Here is a 21102-nt window from a genome sequence, read left to right on the forward strand (position 1 = left end):
CCACCGGCGTCGGCCAGCCCGGCGACAAAATCCGCTTCGCCGACATCAACGGCGACGGCAAAGCCGACTACCTCGTCCTCCACGACGACGGCGCCATCGACGCCTGGATCAACAACGGCGGCACCGGACACGGCGGCTGGACCGAACAAGGGACCCTCGCCACCGGCGTCGGCGAACCTGGTAGTAAAGTCCGAATCTAGCAGCTTGTCCCGTCATGGTGATCAAGCTTGCTGATGTCCTTTACGGGACGATCTTGACGTAGGCAGTACCCCCTGTCTTCCGCCCGGCTCCTGCCGGGCGGAAGACAGGCGTTTCAACGGGCCTTGGAGAGCATTTCCCCAAGGCCCGCGCAACGCTCGCGCACTGCTCTGCGACGTAACCGACGCCGCAGGACTCGCCTGCTCTTAACCTGGGATAATCGACAGTGAGCCTGATAGCCCCCATCACCACCGTGCCGTCCGACAAACCCCCCACCTCACGGGTACGTCTGGACTCGCTGACCGGCCTGCGGTGGTACGCGGCGCTGCTCGTCGCCTGCTTCCACTTCGGCTACGAGGAGATATCCTCCGGCACCTCTTTGCACGTCTTCAGGCTTAAGGAGATCGTCTACGCCGGCCCCTCGGCGGTTTCCTTCTTCTTCATTCTCTCCGGGTTCGTCCTCGCCTGGTCGGCCCGTCCTCATGACACCGTGACCGGGTTCTGGCGGCGCCGTTTCGCCCGTATCTACCCGAGCCACCTGGTGACGTTCTTCGTCGCAGTGGTCACGATGATCTGGATGAGCAAGGCCCTCGATCTCCGCATCGCGCTGGCGAACCTGAGCCTGCTCCAGTCCTGGATTCCGAACCGGAAGGACTGGTGGTTCGGGTACAACGGCGTCTCCTGGTCGCTGAGCTGCGAGTTCCTCTTCTATCTGTCGTTCCCGCTGGTGATGAAGCTCGTCCGGCGATTCTCCACCCGCGGCCTCTGGGCGACGGTGGTCATAGGCAACGCATGTGTCGTCCTGGCCCCGCTGTACATGAAGTCCGTCGAGCACGCGACCGGCTGGGACCCGAAGTTCCTGCTCTATGTCTTCCCGCCCATGCGACTGGTCGAGTTCGTGATCGGTATCGCTGTGGCGCTGCTCGTGAAGAAGGGCGCCTGGCGCGGCCCGGGGCTGACCGCCAGCCTCGCCCTGTCCGTCCTGGTCGTCTTCGGGCCGAGCCACGTCATGCCCTTCGACTTCCACTGGGCCGCCGACACGGTCATCCCGTACACGCTGACCATCGCCGCGGCCGCACGAGCCGACGTCCGAGGAGAACCCTCACCGTTCAGGAACCGGATCAACGTGTATCTGGGAGAGGTCTCTTTCGCCTTCTACCTCGTGCACGAGATCGTCATATTCAGCGTCGACCATTTCCTCAAGTCCCACCACTTCACCATTCCCCTGGTCGCGCATCTGGGCCTGGTGCTGGCGATCTCTCTTGGCGGCGCGGTGCTTCTGCATGAGTACGTGGAGAAGCCCGGCGTGAGGCTGCTGTCCGGCGGCCGACGGAAGAAGCAGTCGGCCACGGCCTGAAACAGGTCTGCGGAGCCGGGGGTTCACAACCCCCGGCTCATGAACAGCGCCACCTCCCCCTCCGACTCCGTCCCGACGTACAGCGACCTATCCAGCCCGCACAGCGCGAAGCCCAGGCGGCGGTACGTCCTCACCGCCGGGGCATTGACGTTGGTGACCTCCAGCCATGCCGTGCGGGCGGAGAGTTCGCGGCCGTGGGTCAGGGCTTGTTCCATCAATGCCGTGCCGATGCCGTGGCCGCGGTGACGTGGGGACACTCTCAAGTCGGTGATGTGCAGGCGGCGGTTCCAGGTGGCGTACGCCAGGGTGATCGCTCCGCACACCTCGCCCTCGGCGTCCAGGGCCACGATGACGTGTTCCCCACCGTCGGCCTCGTCCTCGTCGTCCGGGTAGACCTTGCGCACCGGTGGGTCCACCGGCACCGGGCGCACCCGGAATTCGTCGTCGGTGGCGGTTACTTCGAGGACCGTGTCGGTCGTGAAGGAGTTGTCGATCTCCTCGGCCCGCTTACGGTCCTCCGAGGTCGCTACGCGGTAGGTCACCATGGGCTCACCGTACAGCGAGCGTCTCCCAGAACATCAGCTCGTAGGACTGGAGCAGCCGGCCGTAGCGGTGGGCGGACGGTTCCGAGAGCAGGCCGGTGTCCAGGCCGGAGTGGACGGCGGCCAGGGAGAGTTCCTCGGCCTCCGGTGACGGGACGGCGAAGAAGTCGAAGAAGCCGCACGCGCTCTCGTCGAAGCCGTAGTGGTCGCGCATGGCCCGGCTGACGGTCGCGCAGTAGCCGGACCAGGCGGCGAAGTTAGCGGTGAGGGCCACGGCCGCGTCGACGGGTTCGGCGCCCAGGGCGAGCCAGGCCGCGTACGCGGGGTAGGCCTGGCAGCCGGCCTGTGGCTCGTACTCCCGTACCGCCTTCTCGTCCAGGCCGCAGGCGGTCGCCAGGGTCGTCAGCCGGTGCAGGGCCTCGGTCTCGCCCTCCGCGAGGAAGCGGAAGAAGGCGGCCACGGCGGGCTGGAGCCCGGAGCGGTCGGCCAGGTGCAGGAAGCTGCGGCGGTCGCTGGGGATGATGTGGTGCTGTTCCAGGGCGAGGGCCGCGAACACCTCGCGGGGTGCCTCGCCCGCCGCGATCAGCGGCACCAGCCGGTTCGCCCCTTCGGCGGGCGCGAGGCCCGCCACCGCGTCCGCCAGCACTTCCCGGGCCGTACGAGCCATCGCGACGCCTTCCTGTCCCGAGCGGTGAGGAACCCCGGGAACAGGCTGCCAGAAGATCGTCGATCAGCGCCCGGCCGCCGCGCTCACTTCGCTCCCGCCAGGTAGAAGAGGAGGAAGAGGAAGCCGGCGAAGAAGTGGACGGCGACGAGGTAGATGAAGATGCGGATCGTGATCGCTATCGGCGCCCGGTCCTGCTCGTTCACCTTCTTCTTCCCGCCCGGTGCGACAGCGGATGCGGTCGGCGCGGCCGGTGCCGCAGTGGTGACGTCCGCGGTGTTCAGGTTCTGCGAGGCGTCCTGCGAGGCGTTGCTCACGGCATTCCCCTCCGGGTCGGTGCGGCGCCGCCGAGGCACAGCTCGGTCGCGCCGCTCTGCATCAGCGTGTGCATGAACAGCAGGTCCGCTCCCTCGCCCGACGCCGCCGCGATCCGGTGCGGGGTCAGCGAGTCGAAGTGCGCGGCGTCGCCGGGGTCCAGCACGTGGACGGCCTCGCCGAGCGTCAGCCGCAGCCGTCCGCGGGTGACGTAGAGCCACTCCTCGCCGGGGTGCACGCGGACCAGCTCCGCCTGGCCGCCCGCGCCCGGAGGCACGTGCAGCCGCAGCGCCTGCATGGCCCGCCCGGAGCCCCCGGCCCGCCAGTAGGTCCAGCCGCCGGACTCCTGGGCTTCCATGCGATCGGCGCGCACAATGGGATCGCGCTCGGGGATCGCCTCGCCCAGCAGGTCGGAGACGGTGGTTCCGTACGTGCGCGCCAGCGTCAGTAGCATCGGCAGGGACGGGGTGCGGCGGCCGGTCTCCAGGCGGGACAGGTGCGCGGGGGACAGACCGACGCGCGCGGCGGCGGCCTCCAGGGTCAGACCACTGCGTCTGCGCAGGTCACGCAGGCGTGGGGCGACGGACGGCAGATCGGCGAGATCGGCCGGGCCGGACGGCGCGGCCAGGTCGGGCGACGGGCTCATGCCTCCGGTATAGCGGCCCGCATGCCTCAGAGGCAAAGGTTTTGCCTCTGAGGCAAAAGGCGGCTGAGGCAAAGATTCCGCCCAGGGTCCCACCAGGGCTCCTCATGGATTTCTCTTGATCAATTCAGTACCCGGCACGCCCCGGTGAACAGCCGGGAAACTTCGCCATTTGGCATTGACATGTCATGCGCTACGCGCGTCATGCTGGGCGTCATGACCAACCCCCCTCGTTTCATGCGTACCGCGGCGCTCGCCGCCCTGGCCTCGGCGCTGCTGATCGGCGGCCCCGCGGCCGCCGCCACTCCCACCACCGCCGCCCACCCGGCCATCGCCTCCGCCTCCGTCTACGAGGACGCCGTCGGCAGCATCTGTTACGGCAAGCTGCCGTCCGAGGCGCACGACACGATCACCCTCATCGACAAGGGCGGCCCGTTCCCCTATCCGAGGGACGGCATCGTCTTCTCCAACCGGGAAGACGTGCTGCCGGAGCAGTCCGCCGGCTACTACCACGAGTACACCGTCAAGACCCCCGGTGCCCCGAACCGCGGCACCCGACGGGTCATCACCGGTGAACAGCAGCACGAGGATTACTACACCGCCGACCACTACCAGACCTTCAGCCGGGTCGACTTCACCTGCTGAGCCCACCACCCACCGCGAGTCCCGTCCCGCCGTCGCTCCCGACGGCGGGACGTCCGCTTCAATGGCCCGGTGAGATCCCGGTCCGTACGTGCCCTGATCACCGCGGTGGCGGCTGCCGCCTGCCTCTCCCTCTCCCAGGCTCCCTCCGCGGCCCCGCCGGCCGTCCCCGACCTCGGCCCGTACGTCAGCGTCTTCGGGCCCACGACGCCGCGGGCCGTGATCCAGCGGAAGGTGGACGAGGTCTTCCGGCGGCAGGAGCGCGACCAGTTCGGGGCCGGCCGCCAGGCTCTGCTGTTCAAGCCGGGCACCTATGACGTCGACGTCAACGTCGGCTTCTCCACGCAGGTCGCGGGCCTGGGGATGTCACCGGACGACGTCGTCGTCCGGGGTGCCGTGCACGCCGAGGCCGACTGGCGGCAGGGCGACGCCACCCAGAACTTCTGGCGCGAGGCCGAGAACCTCAGTGTCACCCCCGCCTCCGGGGCCGACCGCTGGGCGGTGTCCCAGGCCGCCCCGTACCGCCGGATGCACCTCCGCGGCGACCTGCGGCTCGACGACGGGGGCTGGGCCAGCGGCGGCTTCCTCGCCGACTCCCGCGTCGACGGGCGGGTGCGCTCCGGCACCCAGCAGCAGTGGCTGACCCGCGACAGCAGCCTCGGCGGCTGGACCGGCGGTACCTGGAACATGGTCTTCGTGGGCGTGCGGAACGCCCCCGCAGGCACCTTCCCGCACCCTCCCTACACCCGGGTCGAACGGGCGCCCCGCGTACGGGAGAAGCCGTTCCTCTACGTCGACCGCGCGGGCGCCTACCGCGTCTTCGTACCCGGTCTGCGCACCGCCGCCCGGGGCACCTCCTGGGAACGCGGCGCCCGGCAGCCGGGCTCCTCGCGGCCGCTCGACCGGTTCCTCGTCGTCCGCCCCGGGACGCGTACGGACCGGATCCAGGCGGCGCTCGCGCGCGGGAAGGACCTGCTGCTCACGCCGGGCGTCCACCACCTCGACCGGACGCTGCGGATCACCCGTCCCGGCACGGTCGTCCTCGGCCTGGGGCTGGCGACCCTCGTCCCCGACCGCGGCACGAGTGCCCTGTCCGTCGCCGACGTGGACGGCGTACGCGTCGCCGGTCTCCTCGTCGACGCCGGGCCCGTCGCCTCGCCCGCGCTGATGGAGATCGGACCGCCCGGCGCCCGGCGGCGGCACGACCGCGATCCCGTCTCCCTGCACGACGTCTTCTTCCGCATCGGCGGGGCGGGCGTCGGCAGGGCGGTGCGCACCCTCGTCGTCAACAGCTCGGACGTCATCGGCGACGACCTGTGGCTGTGGCGCGCCGACCACGGCTCGGGCATCGGCTGGACCGCCAACACCGCCTCCGAGGGCCTGGTCGTCAACGGCGACCGCGTCACGCTGTACGGGCTGTTCGTCGAGCACTACCAGCGTCGGCAGACCGTCTGGAACGGCGAGGACGGCCGTACGTACTTCTTCCAGAACGAGCTGCCCTACGACCCGCCCTCCCAGGCCGCCTGGAGCCACGGCACGGCCAGGGGCTACCCCGCCTACGAGGTCGGCGGCCGGGTGGCGCGCCACGAGGGCTGGGGGCTGGGCAGTTACGGCCACTTCACCGCGGATCCGCGCGTGGTGGCCGATCGCGCCTTCGCGGCGCCGCGCCGGGCCGGGGTGCGCTTCCATCACCTGGTCACGGTCTCGCTCGGCGGCACGGGCACGATCCGGCACGTCGTCAACGACACCGGAGGTCCGTCCGACGCGATCACGAATGTCGCGTATCTCCGCTCCTATCCCTGACCGGTGACCTACTGGCGCGGCCAACGACGCTGCCTCATGGGGCATTTGCCATCCGGCGTGGCGGCCGCCGAACGTTAGTATGGTCGCCTTGGGCAACGAGGAGGTTCACCATGGGGACGGACACCGGCGCGATGGTCGATCTGGCCGCGATGGGTGAGGAGTTCGCCAGAGACCCCTATCGCGTCTACGCGGAACTGCGCGCGCTCGGGCCCGTGCACCGGGCGTGGATGCCGGAGGGCGCGGAAGCCTGGCTCGTCGTCGGCTACGACGAGGTGCGCGCCACGCTCAACGACCCACGGCTGTCGAAGGACTGGCAGACGGCCGCCGGTGACATGGGGCTCATACCCGTGGCCTCGGGGCCGCACATGCTGATCGCCGACGCACCGCAGCACACCCGGCTGCGCAAGCTGGTCGCCAAGGAGTTCACCCCCAAGCGCATCGAGAGGATGGCCCCTCAGGTGCGGCGGATGACGGACGAGCTGATCGAGGCGATGGCGGCGGCCCCGGGGCGCCGTGTCGACCTCGTCGACGCGCTGTCGTTCCCGCTGCCCATGGGCGTCATCTGCGAGTTGCTCGGGGTGCCCTCGCTCGACCGGAAGGCGTTCCGGGCCTGGTCCAACATCGCTGTCGGGGCCGCACCGCTGGAGGAGAAGGCCGTCGCCTCCAGCGAGGGCGGGGCGTATCTCGCCGAACTCATCGCCGCCAAGCGCGAGGACCCGGGTGACGACCTGCTGAGCGCGCTGATCCGCACCACCGACGAGGACGGTGACCGGCTCTCCTCCGAGGAACTCCTCGGCATGGCCTGGCTGCTGCTCGTCGCCGGTCACGAGACGACCGTCAACCTGATCTCCAACGGCGTCCTGGCCCTGCTCCAGCACCCCGACCAGCTGGCGCAGTTGCGCGCGGACCCCGGTCTGATGGAGAACGCCGTCGAGGAGATGCTGCGCTACGACGGGCCGGTGGAGACGCCGACCTACCGCTTCACGACGGATCCGGTGGAGATCGCCGGTGTGCGCATACCGGGTGGCGGGGCGCTCGTGCTGCCCGTCCTCGCCGACGCGGACCGTGACCCCGCCCGCTTCCCGGAGCCGGACCGCTTCGACATCCGGCGCGACGCGCGCGGGCACGTCGCCTTCGGGCACGGCATCCACTACTGCCTCGGCGCGCCGCTGGCCCGGCTGGAGGCCCGGATCGCGATCGGTGCGCTGCTGGACCGCTTCCCCGATCTCTCACTCGACGCGCATCCGGCTTCGCTGGCTTGGCGGGAGGGGCTGCTTATCCGGGGGCCGGAGAGGTTGCCTGTGCGGTTCTGAATTGGCGGGTGGGGTGCGGGTTGCTTGCGCCTGCGGCGCTTTGTTCCCCTACCCCGCCCCTTCCCGGCTGCATCTGATGTGCGGCTCCGCCGCGCGGGGGGAGACCCCGGACCCCAGCGCACTGCGTGCGCGTCCTCAAACGCCGGACGGGCTGAATTGGCACCCACATCAGCCAAATCCAGCCCGTTGGGGGCACCTCTGGGGGCACCCCCGGACGGAGTCTGGGGGAGGTAGCTGGGGGAGTTTGAGGACACCGCGCGTCAGCGCGGTCAAGGGGTCTGGGGCGAAGCCCCGGTTTCGGGAAGGGGCGGGGCTGGGGACAAAGGAACCGCCAGAGACCCGTGCACCCGCACCCGCGCCACACCCCCGTCCGGATGAATGTCCAGCCTCACATGCGTCGCCACCACAGAACCCCCCAGCACGAACCGATGCACCGCATCCGGCTCCAGCCGCGTCCGCGGCAGGATCTCCGTCCAGCCGGTCTCGTGGGACGAAGGGTCCGCCCCCGTCGTCGCGTCGAGTGCGGAAAGTGTCGCCCAGCCGGCCGCGTTGCCCTTGTAGCCGCTCGTGTCGATCTCCACCGCCCGCAGTTCGGAGCGGCCGGTGAGGCGGTAGCGGACCCAGTCGTGGCCGCGGTCGCGGCGGCGGCGCGTTTCCCAGCCTTCGTCCATCCGGCGCGAGCGGCCGGGGTGGATGCTGTGGAAGGGGGAGGAGAAGAAGCGGTCCGAGGCGTCCTCGACGTGACCGCCGTTCTCCAGCGAGGCGAGGTCGTACGTGCCCAGGGCGGCGAGCCAGGCGAGGTCGGGGACGGACTCGCCGTGGACGCGGAGGCGGGCGATGCCGCCGTCGGGGTACTGGCTGAGCCGCAGGTGGGTGAAGCGCTCCGGGCAGTGGACGGCGAAGCCGTTCGCCGCGTGGCCGCCGACGGGCGTACGCGGCACGAGGACCGTCCACTTCACGCCGCCGGCCAGCAGATCCTCCGGGGAGGGCGTGCCGGGCAGGGCGGTGGCCTCGACGCTGACGGCCTGCGGGTGGTTGCCGCGGAAGTGGGCGGTGTCGACGACGACGCCGTGAATGATCCCGGGCGCCCCGAGCCGGACGAGCGCCCAGTCGTGGTCGTCCTCGGCCGGATGGGGCGTATCGGCACAGGCGCCCCGGCGGCGGCGGGTCTCCCAGCCGTCCATGACCTTGCCCTTGTGGCCGTAGGCCCCGGGGTCGAAGTGCGCGGCGCCGGGCTGGAGGAGGTTCTCGCGCTCGGCGAAGAACTCGTCGTTGGCGGCGATCACCCCGGCGCCCAGCCGCCGGTCGGCGAGGTCGGGGAAGTGGTCGAAGGGGAAGGCCGCGGTGCGGTAGTCGGCGTACGGGTCGCCGCCCGCGTAGGGCTTCGCGTGGTCGGTGAAGGAGGGTATGTCCGCGGGTGTGCCGCTCATGCGCTGCGCTGCCTTTCGAGGAGGAGGCCGGTGGGCTCACGGCCGGTGACCCGGCGGCCGCGCAGCCAGGTCGCCCGTACGACGCCGTGCAGGGTCTTGCCGGCGTAGGCGGTGACGGGGTTGCGGTGGTGGAGCGCGGCCGGGTCGACGGTGAAGGTCTCGTCGGGGGCGAGGACGGCGAAGTCCGCGTCGCGGCCCGCCTCGATGGCGCCCTTGTGGTGCAGCCCGGCGAGGGCGGCCGGGCCGCCGGACATCCAGCGGGCGAGGTCGTGGAGGGTGTGGCCGCGCCGCCGGGCCTCGGTCCAGACGGCGGGCAGGCCCAGCTGGAGGGAGGAGATCCCGCCCCATGCCCGGCCGAAGTCGGGGACCTTGAGGTCGGTGGTGCAGGGTGAGTGGTCGGAGACCACGCAGTCGACGGTGCCGTCGGCGAGCCCGGCCCACAGGGCGTCCTGGTTGGCGGCCTCGCGTATCGGCGGGCAGCACTTGAACTCGGTGGCGCCGTCCGGGACTTCCTCGGCGGTGAGGGTGAGGAAGTGCGGGCAGGTCTCGACGGTGATCCGCACACCGTCGGCCTTGGCGGCGGCGATCACCGGCAGGGCGTCGGAGGACGACAGGTGCAGGACGTGGACGCGGGTGCCCAGCCGGCGGGCGACGGCGATCAGGCGGGCGATGGCGTCGTTCTCGGCGGCGCGGGGACGCGAGGCGAGGAAGCCGGAGTAGCGCGCTCCGCCGGGCTGCGGGGCGCGCGCCAGGTGGCCGGGGTCCTCGGCGTGCACGATCAGCAGCCCGTCGAGGGCGGCGATCCGCGCCGCGGCCGCCTCCAGGTCGCCTGGGGCGAGCGAGGGGAACTCCTCGACGCCGGACGGCGAGAGGAACGCCTTGAAGCCGAACACCCCGGCGTCGTGCAGGGGCCGCAGGTCCGCGAGGTTGCCGGGCAGGGCCCCGCCCCAGAAGCCGAGGTCGACGTGGGCTTTGCCGCGCGCGGCGTCCTGTTTGATCCGCAGGTGTTCGAGGGTGGTGGTGGGCGGGAGGCTGTTGAGCGGCATGTCGACGAGCGTGGTGATGCCACCGGCGGCCGCCGCCCGGGTGGCGGTGGCGAAGCCCTCCCACTCGGCGCGGCCGGGGTCGTTGATGTGCACATGGGTGTCGACGAGGCCGGGGAGCAGGACGTCGTCACCGAGATCCTCGACGACCGCCCCGGAGGCGTACGGCCCGGGTCCGCGCGGCGCGTCGGCCCCGTACGGCAGCGCGCCGGTCCCGGAGGGCAGTACGTCGGCCCCGTACGGCAGCACGGCCGTGATCCGGCCGCCGGCCACGGTGACAGTGGCGGGCCGGATGCCTTCCGGGGTGACGACGCGGGTGGAGCGCAGCACCAGTTCCACCGGTGGCACCGGCTCTCTCGCCTCCGTCGTGCCCACGCCCACGCCCCTTCCTCCGGAGGGCCATTCGAGCCCCTCGAGCGAGATTTCAACGTTCTGTTGAACCGCGGTGCACGCAGTCTTCAGCCGTGTCCCGTACCCGTCAAGACCCCCTGACCCCTTATGTTTTTCATTCACCAGAAGTCGGATTTCAAATCGCGGAAGGCTGGGCGTAAAGCCCCCGATGTCCCGGTAGGCTGCTCCCACCCCTGTACCGGAAGGACCCAGACGTGCCCTCGTCCGCCGACCCCCGAACCGCCCCGACCAGTGGCGGTGTCCAGTCACTGGAGCGCGCCTTCGACCTGCTGGAGCGCATGGCCGACGCCGGTGGCGAGGTCGGGCTGAGCGAGCTGTCGACGACCAGCGGGCTGCCGCTGCCCACGATCCACCGTCTGATGCGCACGCTGGTGGCCTGCGGTTACGTACGTCAGCAGCCCAACCGGCGATACTCCCTCGGTCCGCGGCTGATCCGGCTCGGCGAGAGCGCCTCCCGGCTGCTCGGCACCTGGGCCCGCCCGCATCTGGCCCGGCTGGTCGAGGAGACCGGCGAGACGGCGAACATGGCGCTGCTCGACGGCGACGAGGTCGTCTATGTGGCGCAGGTGCCGTCGCGGCACTCCGTGCGGATGTTCACCGAGGTGGGCCGCCGCGTGCTGCCGCACACCACGGGCGTCGGCAAGGCGCTGCTCGCCCAGAGCCCGGACGACGAGGTGCGGGGGCTGCTGGCCCGCACGGGCATGCCCGCCGCGACCGAGAAGACGATCACCACGCCGGACGCCTTCCTGGAGGCGCTGGCCCAGGTGCGCGAGTCGGGCTACGCGGTGGACGACAACGAGCAGGAGATCGGCGTCCGCTGCCTGGCGGTCCCGGTGCCCAATTCGCCCACGGCCGCGGCCATCTCCATCTCGGGGCCCGCGGGCCGGGTCACGGACGCGGCCACGGAGCGGATCGTGCCGCTGCTCCAGGAGGTCGCCGCCGAGCTGTCGCTGGCGCTGGCGGCCACTGCCTGATCCTCTTCACCGCCCCTGACGGAAGCCCTCGGCCCGTGCCGGGGGCTGCTGTCCGTCTTCCCGCCGGCCCGCGCACGCGGGTCTGTCGGCGGATCTGCCCGAGCCCTGCTCCGGCACGCGTGCCCCGCCCAAGCGGTCGACGGCGGCGCGGAGTTCGCCGAGCGCGGCCGCCAGGGCGCTGACCGAGCCCACCGCGCCCACGACCAGGAGCAGGGAGCGGTGCAGCCGGGCCACCTCGGGCTGCCCCTCGCGCGCCATGGAGTCCAGCGCGGCCAGTTCGTCCTCGGCGGCTTCCCGGTCGGGTAACCGGGCGGGGTGCGCCGCGAGCGCCCGGCGCAGCCGGAACACCGCGTCTCTCAACGCGTCCACTCCTGGGTCCTGACCGACGCGGCCTTGCTCCTCTTCCACCACAACGGCGCCTTCCGTCACGACACTCCCCCTCCCACGCTCGCGCCGATCAGTTAACTGACTTTCCGTACAGCGCGCTATACGCACAGCGAAATCAAGTCCGTACTCCGCACGCACGGGTGACGAAGCGGACTCTTTCCGACCGGGTGAACGGATGGGGTATGCAGGGTCCATGACGCGCATCACGAACACGACAGACGGCCCCGCCGGGGACGCCCGGCCCGGCGGCCCTCCTGTCGCCGGGCTGCTGCTGGCGGCGGGTGGCGGGCGGCGGCTGGGCGGCCGGCCCAAGGCGCTGCTCGGCCACCGGGGCAGGCCTCTGGTGGAGTTCGCGGCCCGGGTGCTGCGGGACGGTGGCTGCGTACCACGGTACGTAGTGCTGGGCGCTCGCGCGGCGGATGTGCGGAACCGGGCCGAACTGCCGGGCTGTGTCCTGGTGGACAACCCCGACTGGGCCGACGGCATGGGGTCCTCGCTGCGGGCCGGGCTCGCGGCACTGGCCGCCACGGACGCCCCGGCGGTGCTGGTGACGCTCGTGGACCAGCCGCGCGTGGGGGCCGCGGCGGTGGCCCGGCTGCTGGCCGCGCACCGGGCGGGCGCGGGTCTCGCCGCGGCCGCGTACGGGGGTGAGCGCGGCCATCCCGTGCTGTTCGCGCGCGAGCACTGGGAGAGCGTGGCGCGGTCGGCCGTCGGCGACCGGGGGGCGCGCGCGTATCTGCGGGAGCACGCCGGGGCGGTGACGCTGGTGGAGTGCGGGGACGTCGCGGCGCCGGACGACGTGGACACCCCGGACGATCTGCGGCGGCTCCTGGAGTGAGGGCGGGACCGGAGCGAGGGCGGGCGGGACCGGAGCGCGCCGTTCGACTTGGCACCGGGCGTCACTCCACCCCATTGAACTTCCACCATGAGGAAACTATTCTCCATTTGATCAGGATCCGCGCGGCACTCCGTGCCGTCCTCGCGGTAGCCGTCCCCCGCTGAAGGAGTGACAGTTCATGTCCGCACCAGCGCCGTCCTCGCCGGTCATCGTCGACGCCCCGCACGTGGAGCGGCAGGAAGAGGTACTGACACAGGAGGCGCTCGCCTTCGTCGGCGCACTGCACGACCGGTTCACTCCACGCCGCGACGAACTGCTCGCGCGCCGCGCCGCACGGCGCGCCGAGATCGCGCGGACGAGCACCCTGGACTTCCTCCCCGAGACCGCCTCGGTCCGCGAGGACGACAGCTGGCGGGTGGCGCCCGCCCCGGCGGCGCTCCAGGACCGCCGCGTGGAGATCACCGGCCCGACCGACCGCAAGATGACCGTCAACGCGCTCAACTCCGGTGCGCGGATCTGGCTCGCCGATTTCGAGGACGCCTCGGCGCCCACCTGGGAGAACGTCGTCCTCGGCCAGCTCAATCTGACCGACGCGTACGAGCGGCGCATCGACTTCACCGACGCCCGCGGCAAGGCGTACGCGCTCCGGCCGGCCGAGGAGCTCGCCACCGTGGTGGTCCGGCCGCGCGGCTGGCACCTGGACGAGCGCCACCTGACCGTGGACGGCCGGGCCGTCCCCGGCGCCCTCGCCGACTTCGGGCTCTACTTTTTCCACAACGCCCGGCGCCTCGTCGACCTGGGCAAGGGCCCGTACTTCTACCTCCCCAAGACCGAGTCGCACCTGGAGGCCCGCCTCTGGAACGACATCTTCGTCTTCGCCCAGGACTACGTGGGCATCCCGCGGGGCACGGTCCGCGCCACCGTCCTGATCGAGACGATCACCGCCGCGTACGAGATGGAGGAGATCCTCTTCGAACTGCGCGACCACGCCTCGGGGCTGAACGCGGGCCGCTGGGACTACCTGTTCTCGATCGTCAAGAACTTCCGCGACGGCGGGCCGCGGTTCGTGCTGCCCGACCGCAACGCCGTGACGATGACGGCGCCGTTCATGCGCGCGTACACCGAGCTGCTGGTGCGCACGTGCCACCGGCGCGGCGCGCACGCCATCGGCGGCATGGCGGCCTTCATCCCCTCCCGCAAGGACCCCGAGGTCAACAAGGCCGCCTTCGAGAAGGTCCGCGCCGACAAGGACCGTGAGGCGCGCGACGGCTTCGACGGCTCGTGGGTCGCCCACCCCGACCTGGTGCCGGTGGCGCGGGCATCGTTCGACGCGGTACTCGGCGACCGGCCGCACCAGAAGGACCGGCTGCGCGAGGACGTGCGCGTGACGGCCGGCGAACTCCTCGCGGTCGACTCGCTGGAGGCGAGGCCGACGTACGAGGGGCTGCGCAACGCGGTGGCCGTCGGCATCCGCTACATCGAGGCGTGGCTGCGCGGCTCGGGCGCGGTCGCCATCTTCAACCTCATGGAGGACGCGGCGACCGCCGAGATCTCCCGCTCGCAGATCTGGCAGTGGATCAACGCCGGGGTGGTGTTCGAGAACGGCGAGAAGGCCACCGCCGAGCTGACGCGCCGGGTGGCCGCCGAGGAGCTCGCCACGATCCGCGCCGAGGCGGGCGAGGAAGCCTTCGCCGCGGGCCGCTGGCAGCAGGCCCACGACCTGCTGCTGAAGGTCGCCCTGGACGAGGACTACGCGGAGTTCCTCACGCTGCCGGCGTACGAGCTGCTGGACCGGCCGGCTTGAGGGCGGGACCGGGCGGGGGCAGCTCCGGGCCGAGGGGCGCCCGGGCTGCGGCGGGCTCCGAGCCGAAGGGCCCCGGGCTGCGGCGGGGCTCCGGGCCGCGTAGGGGCTCCGGGCCGCGTACGGGCCGGGGGCGCTCTGGCCTGAGAGGTGAAACGGCCGCATGTGACGGGTGATTGGATGATTGTTCACCCGATTCAGCGATTGTGGCTCATGTGTGCCCTGGCTCACCCTGGAAGGGAGCAGGGCACACCCGCCAGTCGCCCTGCACACGCGGACGACAGGGGGAGACACCATGGCCGAAGCGGCGATGACCACTGCTCCCCGGCCTGTCACGGCATCACCGGCCCCGGGCTCCCGCCCCGGCCCGGCGACGGCGGAGCGAAGCGCCGGCACGGCGCGGCAGTCTCCGCCCGCACCCCGCGAGAGCCCCGGCGGGCCCACGCTCCGGCCCTGGTCACCACCCGCCTTCACGGACATCGAGCTCGGTCAAGAGGTCACGGCATACGCCGGGCGATGGTGATGACCACCGCCTTGAGCACGGAGGAGTTCACCACCGCGCTGCGCGCCCACTCCGACCGCTATTGGCACAGGCACCCGTTGCACCTGCGCCTCCACCGCGGGGAGCTGAGCCGCCAGGAGCTGCGGCAGTGGATAGCCAACCGGTGGTATTACCAGAAGTGCCTGCCACAGAAGGACGCGGCCATCGTCGCCAACTGCCCGGATTCGGAGGTGCGTCGGCGCTGGGTGCGGCGGGTCCTCTATCAGGACGGCGCCGACGACCGGCACGGCGGCCACGCCCAGTGGCTCGACCTCGCCGAGGCCGCGGGCCTGAGCCGCTCGGAGGTGCTGGACGAGCGCCATGTGCTGCCCGGCGTCCGCTTCGCCACCGACGCCTATGTCACCTTCGCCCGCACCCGCCCCTGGACCGAGGCCGTGGCCTCCTCGCTCACCGAGCTGTTCTCACCCGACCTGATGCGCGAGCGCCTCGCGGCGCTGCGCGCGCACTATCCCTGGGTCGCCGCGGCCGGTCACGCCTATTTCGCCGAGCGCCCGGCCGCCGCCACCTGCGACGCCCGGCACGCCCTGGAGCTGGTCCTCGCGCACTGCACGACGCGGGAGCGGCAGCAAGCGGCGCTGGCCGCGCTGGCGTTCAAGTGCGAGGTGCTGTGGAGCATCCTCGACGCCCTCGAGCACGCGGGCCGGGCCCGGTGAGCGCGGGCGGCGCCCCGGCCCCGGGCAAGGCCCCGCGCGGCGCCCCGGGTGACAGTGCCTGTGCCGGGGTGCGGTGGCGGCTGCGCCGGGGCGTGCGGCTGGGCCATGACGCGGTCCGGGATGCCGGCGTCCTGCTGCACCCGGAGGGTGTCCTGGTGCTCAACGACACGGGTGCGGCCGTGCTCGCGCTGTGCGACGGCGCCACCGACGAGCGGACCCTCACCCGGGCCCTGGCGCGGCGATACGTCTCGGTGTCTCCAGAGGAAGTACGAGCGTTCCTGGCGGAGTTGGCGCGGCGGCATCTCGTCGAAGCCTCTCCCTATCCCCCGGAGCGGTCCGATGGACAGGCCGCTTCCGATGGATAGGCCGCTGGGGATGCTCGCCGAGCTGACGTACCGCTGCCCGCTGCACTGCGCGTACTGCTCCAACCCGGTGGAACTCCACGCTTATGCCGAGGAGTTGACCCTGCCGGACTGGTGCCGGGTGCTCACCGAGGCCCGTGAGCTCGGGGTGCTCCAGGTGCATCTGTCCGGTGGGGAGCCCCTGGTGCGGCGGGATCTGGCGGCGATCGTCGCGCACGCGCACGGCCTCGGTCTCTACATCGGCCTGATCACCGGCGGTCAGGCCCTGACCGAGCCCCGGCTCGCCGCGCTGGTCGCCGCCGGACTCGACCATGTGCAGATCAGCGTGCAGAGCTCCGACGCCGCGGAGGCGGACGCCCTCGCGGGCCGTCCGGCGCACCGGCGGAAGCTCACCGCGGCCGCGCTGGTCAAGGAGGCGGGTCTGCCGCTGACGCTCAACGCCGTGCTGCACCGGGCCACCATGGGGCGCGCCGGGGAGCTGATCGAGCTGGCCGTGCGGCTGGGGGCCGACCGGCTGGAGCTGGCCAACGCGCAGTATTACGGCTGGGCCCTGCTCAACCGCCGGGCCCTGCTGCCCACGCGCGAGCAGCTGCGGGCGGCCGAGTCCGTGGTCCGCGCCGCTCGGGAGCGGCTGGCGGGGCGGCTGGAGATCGTCTATGTGGTGTCCGACCTGCACGACGGTGTGCCCAAGCCCTGTATGCACGGCTGGGGCCGCCGCCAGCTGACCGTCGCGCCCAACGGCGATGTGCTGCCGTGCTCGGCGGCGGCACGGATCCCGGGGCTCGCCGTGCCGAACGCCGGGCGGGCGGGTCTCGCCGACATCTGGTTCCGTTCCCAGGCGTTCAACCTCTTCCGTGGCACGGACTGGATGCGGGAGCCGTGCCGCGGCTGTCCGCGCAAGGAGATCGATCACGGTGGCTGCCGCTGCCAGGCGTTCCAGCTGACCGGCGACGCGGCCGCCACCGACCCGGCCTGCCGGCTCTCCCCGCACCACGGCCTGGTGCGGGACATCGTCCGGGACGCCACCGGCATACCCGGCGCGGCCCTCCCCCGCCGCTGATCCCGGCCCGCCCCGGCCCGTACGCCCGCATCCACCACCCGGCCCGCAGGAGGCGACGCCATGTACCCGCTGCCACCGGCCGGGCTGTCGGTCACGACCCAGCACAACGACAACCGCCGTACGGGCGCCAATCCGCTGGAGACGACGCTCCGTCCGGGAAATGTCCGCCCGGCCACCTTCGGCAAGCTCTTCAGCCGCGCGGTCGACGGGCAGATCTACGCCCAGCCCCTCTATCTCGCCCGCTGCCCCGTCGAAGGCCACGGGGTGCGCGACGTCGTCTTCACGGCGACGATGCACAACAGCGTCTACGCCTTCGACGCCGACGACCCGGCGGCCTCCGCGCCGCTGTGGCACACCTCGCTGGGCCCCTCGGTCACCCTGCCCGACGCGAACGTGGGACCGCCGGGTTACCGCGACATCGCGGTCGAGGTGGGGGTGGTCAGCACGCCGGTCATCGACGTGGAGCGGCACGTCCTTTACGTCGTCGCCTTCACCGGGGGGCAGGGCGCGTACCACCACACCCTGCACGCGCTGGACCTCTCCACCGGCCGGGAGGCGCTCGGCGGTCCGGTGCGGATCACCGCGACCGTGCCCGGCACGGGTGACGGCAGCGTCCAGGGGAAGCTGACCTTCACCAGCAACCGGCAGATCCAGCGCGCGGCGCTGACGCTGGCGGGCGGCCGGGTGTACGTGGCGTTCGCCTCGTACGGCGACCAGGACCCGTACCACGGCTGGGTGTTCGGCTTCGACGCGGGCGACCTGCGGCGCACGGGGGTGTACGTGACCACGCCCGGCACCCGTCGGGGCGGCATCTGGCAGGCGGGCCAGGGGCTGGGGGTGGACGACCGCGGAAACCTCTATTTCATGACCGGCAACGGCGGCTTCCGCGCGGACGGCTCGGAGCTCGGTGACGCCGTCGTCCAGCTGACCCCCGATCTCGCGCTCGCGGACTGGTTCTCGCCATTCGACAACGCGGCCCTGGACGCGGCCGACGCCGACCTGGGCTCCGCCGGGCCGCTGCTGATCCCGGGCACCCGGCTGTTGCTGGGCGGTGGCAAGGCGGGCAAGTTCTATCTGCTGGACACCGGCGACATGGGTCATTTCCAGGCCGGTTCGGACAGCCAGATCGTGCAGAGCTTCCAGGTGGTCGCACCGGACCGCGACAGTCACCACATCCACGGCGGCGCGGTGCACTGGAACTTCCGGGGCGGTGGCGGGCCCTGGGTGTACGTATGGCCGGAGAACGCCTTCCTGCGCGCCTACCGCTTCACCGGCGGCACGCTCGGGACGACGCCCGTCTCGACGAGCACCACCACCGACCCCAAGGGCGTGCCGGGCGGTGCGCCCGGGATGCCCGGCGGCATCCTGTCCGTCTCCGCCGACGGCGACGACCCGGCGACCGGCCTGGTCTGGGCGACGCATCCGTACCGCGACAACGCCAACCAGGCCGTGGTCGAGGGCGTCTTCCGCGCCTACCAGGCCACCGACCTGACCCAGGAGGTGTGGAACAGCAAGATGAACGCGGCCCGCGACGACGTGGGCCTGTTCGCGAAGTTCGCGCCGCCGACGGTCGCAGGCGGCAGGGTGTACGTACCGACGTTCTCCGGGGTGCTCCAGGTGTACGGGCTGCTGGGCTGACGGCAGAGGGGGGGGGCGGCGATGAGGCTGCGCGTTCTGGGCACCGCGGCGGGCGGCGGGCTGCCGCAGTGGAACTGCGCCTGCCCCGGCTGCCGCCGGGCACGGGCCGCGGGCCCGGCGGTCTGGCGGACCCAGGAGTGCCTGGCGGTGAGCGCCTCGCCCGGCGCCTGGTATCTCGTCAACGCCTCCCCCGACATCCGCGCGCAGATCCTCGCCACCCCCGAGCTCTCCCCGCCGCCCGGCACCCGGCACACCCCGCTGCGCGGCGTGCTCCTCACGGACGGCGAGCTCGACCACACGGCCGGGCTGCTGGCGCTGCGCGAGGGCGCGGACCTCGACCTCGTCGCCCCGGCGGCCGTGACGGCCTCACTCGCCGAGGACTTCCCGCTGCGCGGCCTGCTCGCTCCGTACGGCGGGGCCCGCTGGCGGCCGCTCGCCGGTGGACTCTCCTTGGGCGACGGCCGGTTGCGCGTCACCGCGGTCCCCGTGAGCGACAAGCGGCCGCGCTACGCGGCCGCCTCCGACCGGGCCGGGCCGTGGGTGGTGGCCTATCGCTTCGACGACACCGTCACGGGCGCGGCCGCCGTCTACGCCCCGTCGCTCGCCCGGTGGCCCGCGGAGCTGGAGGCCGCGCTGGCAGGGGCGGGGTGCGTGATCCTCGACGGCACCTTCTGGAGCGAGGACGAGATGGAGCGCAGGACGGGCCACGGCCCGGGGGCCCGCGCGATGGGCCACCTCCCCATCAGCGGCCCCGGCGGGACGCTGGCCCGGCTGCGCGGCCGCACGGGCGTGCGCTGTCTCTACACCCATCTGAACAACACCAACCCGGCCGCGGACCCCGCCTCGCGCGAGCGTTCCGCGCTGGCGGCGGCGCTCGTGGAGGTGGCCGCGGACGGGCAGGACATCCGGCTGTGAGCGCCGGTGGCGCGGCCGCTCAGCCGGCGACCGCGCCCAGGGCCACGAAGGCGCAGACGAGGACGGACAGGAGGAGCAGCAGCGGCCAGACGAACCGCAGGTATTTGTCGTAGCCGACCTTGGCCAGCGCGACGCCACCCATGATGACGGCGGTGGTGGGCACCCAGAGGTTCATCACGCCGCTCGCCGCTTCCCAGGCCGTGACCACCACCGAGCGCGCGACGCCCGCGAAGTCGGCGAGCGGCGCGAGGATGGGCATCGCGAGGGTGGCGTGGCCGGAGGTCGAGGGGATGAGGAACGCCAGCGGGAGATTGACGATGTAGACCATGATCCCGAAGAGCGCCGCCGGGGTGCCGGAGACGGCGCCCTCGATGGAGTGCAGGACGGTGTCCGTGATGCGCGCGTTGTTCATGATGACCGTGACGCCGCGGGCGAGCACGATGGTCAGCGCGGGGGCGATGAAGTCGCCCGCGCCCTGGACGACCCGCGCGCTCAGCTCCTGCTCGCCCAGCCGGGCGACGACGCCGATGAGTACGGCCGCGACGAGGAAGAGGGCCGCCAACTGTGCGAAGGACCAGCCGAGTTCCCAGCCGTACGGTGTCGCGTCGGCCTTCCCGGTGAGCGCGCTCGCCCAGGGGATCACCGAGAAGATCATGAAGGCGAAGACCAGGGTCACCGCGGCGAGCACGCCCTTCTGCAGTCCCGTCAGCTCGGGCGGCTCCTCGGCCTCCGCCGCCAGCTCGCGGTCCCCGGGCAGGAAGCCGACCAGGGAGCGGGCGGGGTCCGTACGCACCTTGTGCGCGTACCGCAGGACGTAGCCGATGGTCACGGCGGTGAGCACGATCCACATCGCGAAGCGCAGCACGATGCCGTCGCCGAGCGAGACGTCGGCGGCCGAGGAGGCGACGCCGGTGGCGAAGGGGTTGACGGTCGAGGCCAGCACGCCGACGCCCGCGCCGAGGATGATGGCGCCGGTGGCGACCATGCGGTCGTAGCCGAGGGCGAGCATCAGCGGCACGATCAGGCCGTAGAAGCCGAGGGTCTCCTCCGCGAAGCCCTCGACGGTGCCGAGCAGCGAGAAGACCGCCATCACCCCGGCGATCAGCAGGGCCCCGCGCTCGCGCAGCCGGTGGGCGAGCCGTTCGATGCCGCGGTCCAGGGCGCCGGTGGCGAAGACGACCGTGATGAACGCGCCGATGGCCAGCACGAAGAGGAAGACCCCGGCACTGCCGTAGAGCGTGCCGACCGCGTCAGGGGCGACCTGCCCGGACTTGCCGTCGCGAATGCCGTAGAGGCCGTTGACCGGGGAGAGGAAGAGATCACCGAGCCGGTGCACGAAGTTCCCGGGCGCGGCCTCGCGGTGGTATGTGCCCTGGAGGGGCTTGCCGGTGTCGTTGCGGTGGTAGGCGCCGGAGGGGATGACGAAGGTGAGCGCCCAGACGACGACCGTGACGACGGCGAGGACGGTGAGGGCGCTGGGGAAGACGAACTTCCGGCGCCCCGGACGCGGGTCCGTGGGGGCGAGGGTCTCGGCTGACTGATCCACGGCGG

Annotated in this window: 22 protein-coding genes; 14 read left to right on the plus strand and 8 right to left on the minus strand. The window is 72.1% G+C overall.

Features of this window, described 5'->3' with window-relative positions:
- Together ACFY1P_RS10530 and ACFY1P_RS10535 are read left to right on the plus strand one after the other, a co-directional pair.
- The coding region (locus ACFY1P_RS10530) for an FG-GAP-like repeat-containing protein (protein ID WP_390750412.1) at positions 1-200 on the plus strand (200 nt) is incomplete at its 5' end.
- 224 nt (positions 201-424) lie between these two features.
- Positions 425-1555, plus strand: a complete 1131-nt coding sequence (locus ACFY1P_RS10535; protein ID WP_390750413.1) for an acyltransferase family protein — start codon at positions 425-427, stop codon at positions 1553-1555.
- 23 nt (positions 1556-1578) lie between these two features.
- Here the strand turns inward: ACFY1P_RS10535 and ACFY1P_RS10540 are convergent, their stop codons facing one another.
- The 4 genes from ACFY1P_RS10540 to ACFY1P_RS10555 all read right to left on the minus strand — a co-directional run bounded on the left by ACFY1P_RS10540 (position 1579) and on the right by ACFY1P_RS10555 (position 3722).
- Entirely contained in the window at positions 1579-2100 is a 522-nt protein-coding gene (locus ACFY1P_RS10540) for a GNAT family N-acetyltransferase (RefSeq protein WP_390750414.1), read from the minus strand.
- Positions 2101-2104: 4 nt separating this feature from the next.
- The gene (locus ACFY1P_RS10545) at positions 2105-2764 is read right to left on the minus strand and encodes a transcriptional regulator (protein ID WP_390750415.1); all 660 of its coding nucleotides are present in this window, start codon (positions 2762-2764) and stop codon (positions 2105-2107) included.
- An 83-nt stretch (positions 2765-2847) separates the two neighbouring features.
- A complete protein-coding gene (locus ACFY1P_RS10550; RefSeq protein ID WP_390750416.1) occupies positions 2848-3078 on the minus strand; it encodes a DUF6126 family protein in 231 nt (76 codons plus the stop codon).
- On the minus strand, positions 3075-3722 hold the full coding sequence (locus ACFY1P_RS10555) for an XRE family transcriptional regulator (protein ID WP_361528286.1): 648 nt from the start codon (positions 3720-3722) through the stop codon (positions 3075-3077). Before ACFY1P_RS10555 ends, ACFY1P_RS10550 begins: the two co-directional genes overlap by 4 nt.
- A 213-nt stretch (positions 3723-3935) precedes the next feature.
- On the opposite strand from ACFY1P_RS10555, the gene ACFY1P_RS10560 reads away from it, so the two are divergent.
- The 3 genes from ACFY1P_RS10560 (at position 3936) to ACFY1P_RS10570 (ending at position 7477) form a co-directional block, all read left to right on the plus strand.
- Positions 3936-4364 carry a ribonuclease domain-containing protein gene (locus tag ACFY1P_RS10560; protein WP_361528288.1) on the plus strand — a complete coding sequence of 143 codons (429 nt, stop codon included), beginning with the start codon at positions 3936-3938 and terminating at the stop codon, positions 4362-4364.
- A 69-nt stretch (positions 4365-4433) separates the two neighbouring features.
- Positions 4434-6164 carry a coagulation factor 5/8 type domain-containing protein gene (locus ACFY1P_RS10565; RefSeq protein ID WP_390750417.1) on the plus strand — a complete coding sequence of 577 codons (1731 nt, stop codon included), beginning with the start codon at positions 4434-4436 and terminating at the stop codon, positions 6162-6164.
- A 110-nt stretch (positions 6165-6274) separates the two neighbouring features.
- Complete coding sequence (locus ACFY1P_RS10570) at positions 6275-7477, plus strand: cytochrome P450 (RefSeq protein ID WP_361528292.1); 1203 nt, start codon at positions 6275-6277, stop codon at positions 7475-7477.
- A gap of 269 nt (positions 7478-7746) precedes the next feature.
- Here the strand turns inward: ACFY1P_RS10570 and alc are convergent, their stop codons facing one another.
- Positions 7747-8907 (minus strand): allantoicase, encoded by a 1161-nt coding sequence (gene alc / locus ACFY1P_RS10575; RefSeq protein WP_361522625.1) that lies wholly within the window; start codon positions 8905-8907, stop codon positions 7747-7749.
- Positions 8904-10298, minus strand: coding sequence for an allantoinase AllB (gene allB, locus ACFY1P_RS10580; protein ID WP_390750471.1), 1395 nt, complete (start codon positions 10296-10298; stop codon positions 8904-8906). The genes alc and allB overlap by 4 nt, the downstream gene beginning before the upstream one ends.
- Positions 10299-10555: 257 nt before the next feature.
- Between allB and ACFY1P_RS10585 the strand changes: the two genes are divergently transcribed.
- The gene (locus ACFY1P_RS10585; RefSeq protein WP_361522627.1) at positions 10556-11335 is read left to right on the plus strand and encodes an IclR family transcriptional regulator; all 780 of its coding nucleotides are present in this window, start codon (positions 10556-10558) and stop codon (positions 11333-11335) included.
- A 6-nt stretch (positions 11336-11341) separates the two neighbouring features.
- Here the strand turns inward: ACFY1P_RS10585 and ACFY1P_RS10590 are convergent, their stop codons facing one another.
- Entirely contained in the window at positions 11342-11764 is a 423-nt protein-coding gene (locus tag ACFY1P_RS10590) for a DUF5955 family protein (protein ID WP_390750418.1), read from the minus strand.
- Positions 11765-11915: 151 nt separating this feature from the next.
- Between ACFY1P_RS10590 and ACFY1P_RS10595 the strand changes: the two genes are divergently transcribed.
- The 8 genes from ACFY1P_RS10595 (at position 11916) to pqqB (ending at position 19551) form a co-directional block, all read left to right on the plus strand.
- Positions 11916-12560: an NTP transferase domain-containing protein gene (locus ACFY1P_RS10595; protein WP_390750419.1), complete on the plus strand. Its 645-nt coding sequence runs from the start codon at positions 11916-11918 to the stop codon at positions 12558-12560.
- 178 nt (positions 12561-12738) lie between these two features.
- The gene (aceB, locus tag ACFY1P_RS10600) at positions 12739-14364 is read left to right on the plus strand and encodes a malate synthase A (RefSeq protein ID WP_361522636.1); all 1626 of its coding nucleotides are present in this window, start codon (positions 12739-12741) and stop codon (positions 14362-14364) included.
- Positions 14365-14671: 307 nt separating this feature from the next.
- Positions 14672-14884: a pyrroloquinoline quinone precursor peptide PqqA gene (pqqA, locus tag ACFY1P_RS10605; protein ID WP_361522750.1), complete on the plus strand. Its 213-nt coding sequence runs from the start codon at positions 14672-14674 to the stop codon at positions 14882-14884.
- Positions 14884-15576 (plus strand): pyrroloquinoline-quinone synthase PqqC, encoded by a 693-nt coding sequence (pqqC, locus tag ACFY1P_RS10610; RefSeq protein ID WP_390750420.1) that lies wholly within the window; start codon positions 14884-14886, stop codon positions 15574-15576. The genes pqqA and pqqC overlap by 1 nt, the downstream gene beginning before the upstream one ends.
- A complete protein-coding gene (gene pqqD / locus ACFY1P_RS10615) occupies positions 15573-15941 on the plus strand; it encodes a pyrroloquinoline quinone biosynthesis peptide chaperone PqqD (protein WP_390750421.1) in 369 nt (122 codons plus the stop codon). Before pqqC ends, pqqD begins: the two co-directional genes overlap by 4 nt.
- Complete coding sequence (pqqE, locus tag ACFY1P_RS10620) at positions 15934-16998, plus strand: pyrroloquinoline quinone biosynthesis protein PqqE (protein ID WP_390750422.1); 1065 nt, start codon at positions 15934-15936, stop codon at positions 16996-16998. Before pqqD ends, pqqE begins: the two co-directional genes overlap by 8 nt.
- Before the next feature lie 60 nt (positions 16999-17058).
- A complete protein-coding gene (locus tag ACFY1P_RS10625) occupies positions 17059-18636 on the plus strand; it encodes a hypothetical protein (protein WP_390750423.1) in 1578 nt (525 codons plus the stop codon).
- Between the two features lie 21 nt (positions 18637-18657).
- Positions 18658-19551: a pyrroloquinoline quinone biosynthesis protein PqqB gene (gene pqqB / locus ACFY1P_RS10630; protein WP_361522651.1), complete on the plus strand. Its 894-nt coding sequence runs from the start codon at positions 18658-18660 to the stop codon at positions 19549-19551.
- A gap of 19 nt (positions 19552-19570) precedes the next feature.
- Here pqqB and ACFY1P_RS10635 read toward each other — a convergent pair whose 3' ends face one another.
- Positions 19571-21097, minus strand: a complete 1527-nt coding sequence (locus ACFY1P_RS10635) for a YfcC family protein (protein WP_390750424.1) — start codon at positions 21095-21097, stop codon at positions 19571-19573.
- Positions 21098-21102 lie beyond the last annotated feature (5 nt).

Origin of the sequence: Streptomyces sp. NPDC001407 (assembly GCF_042895325.1) — a bacterium.
Taxonomy (GTDB): domain Bacteria; phylum Actinomycetota; class Actinomycetes; order Streptomycetales; family Streptomycetaceae; genus Streptomyces.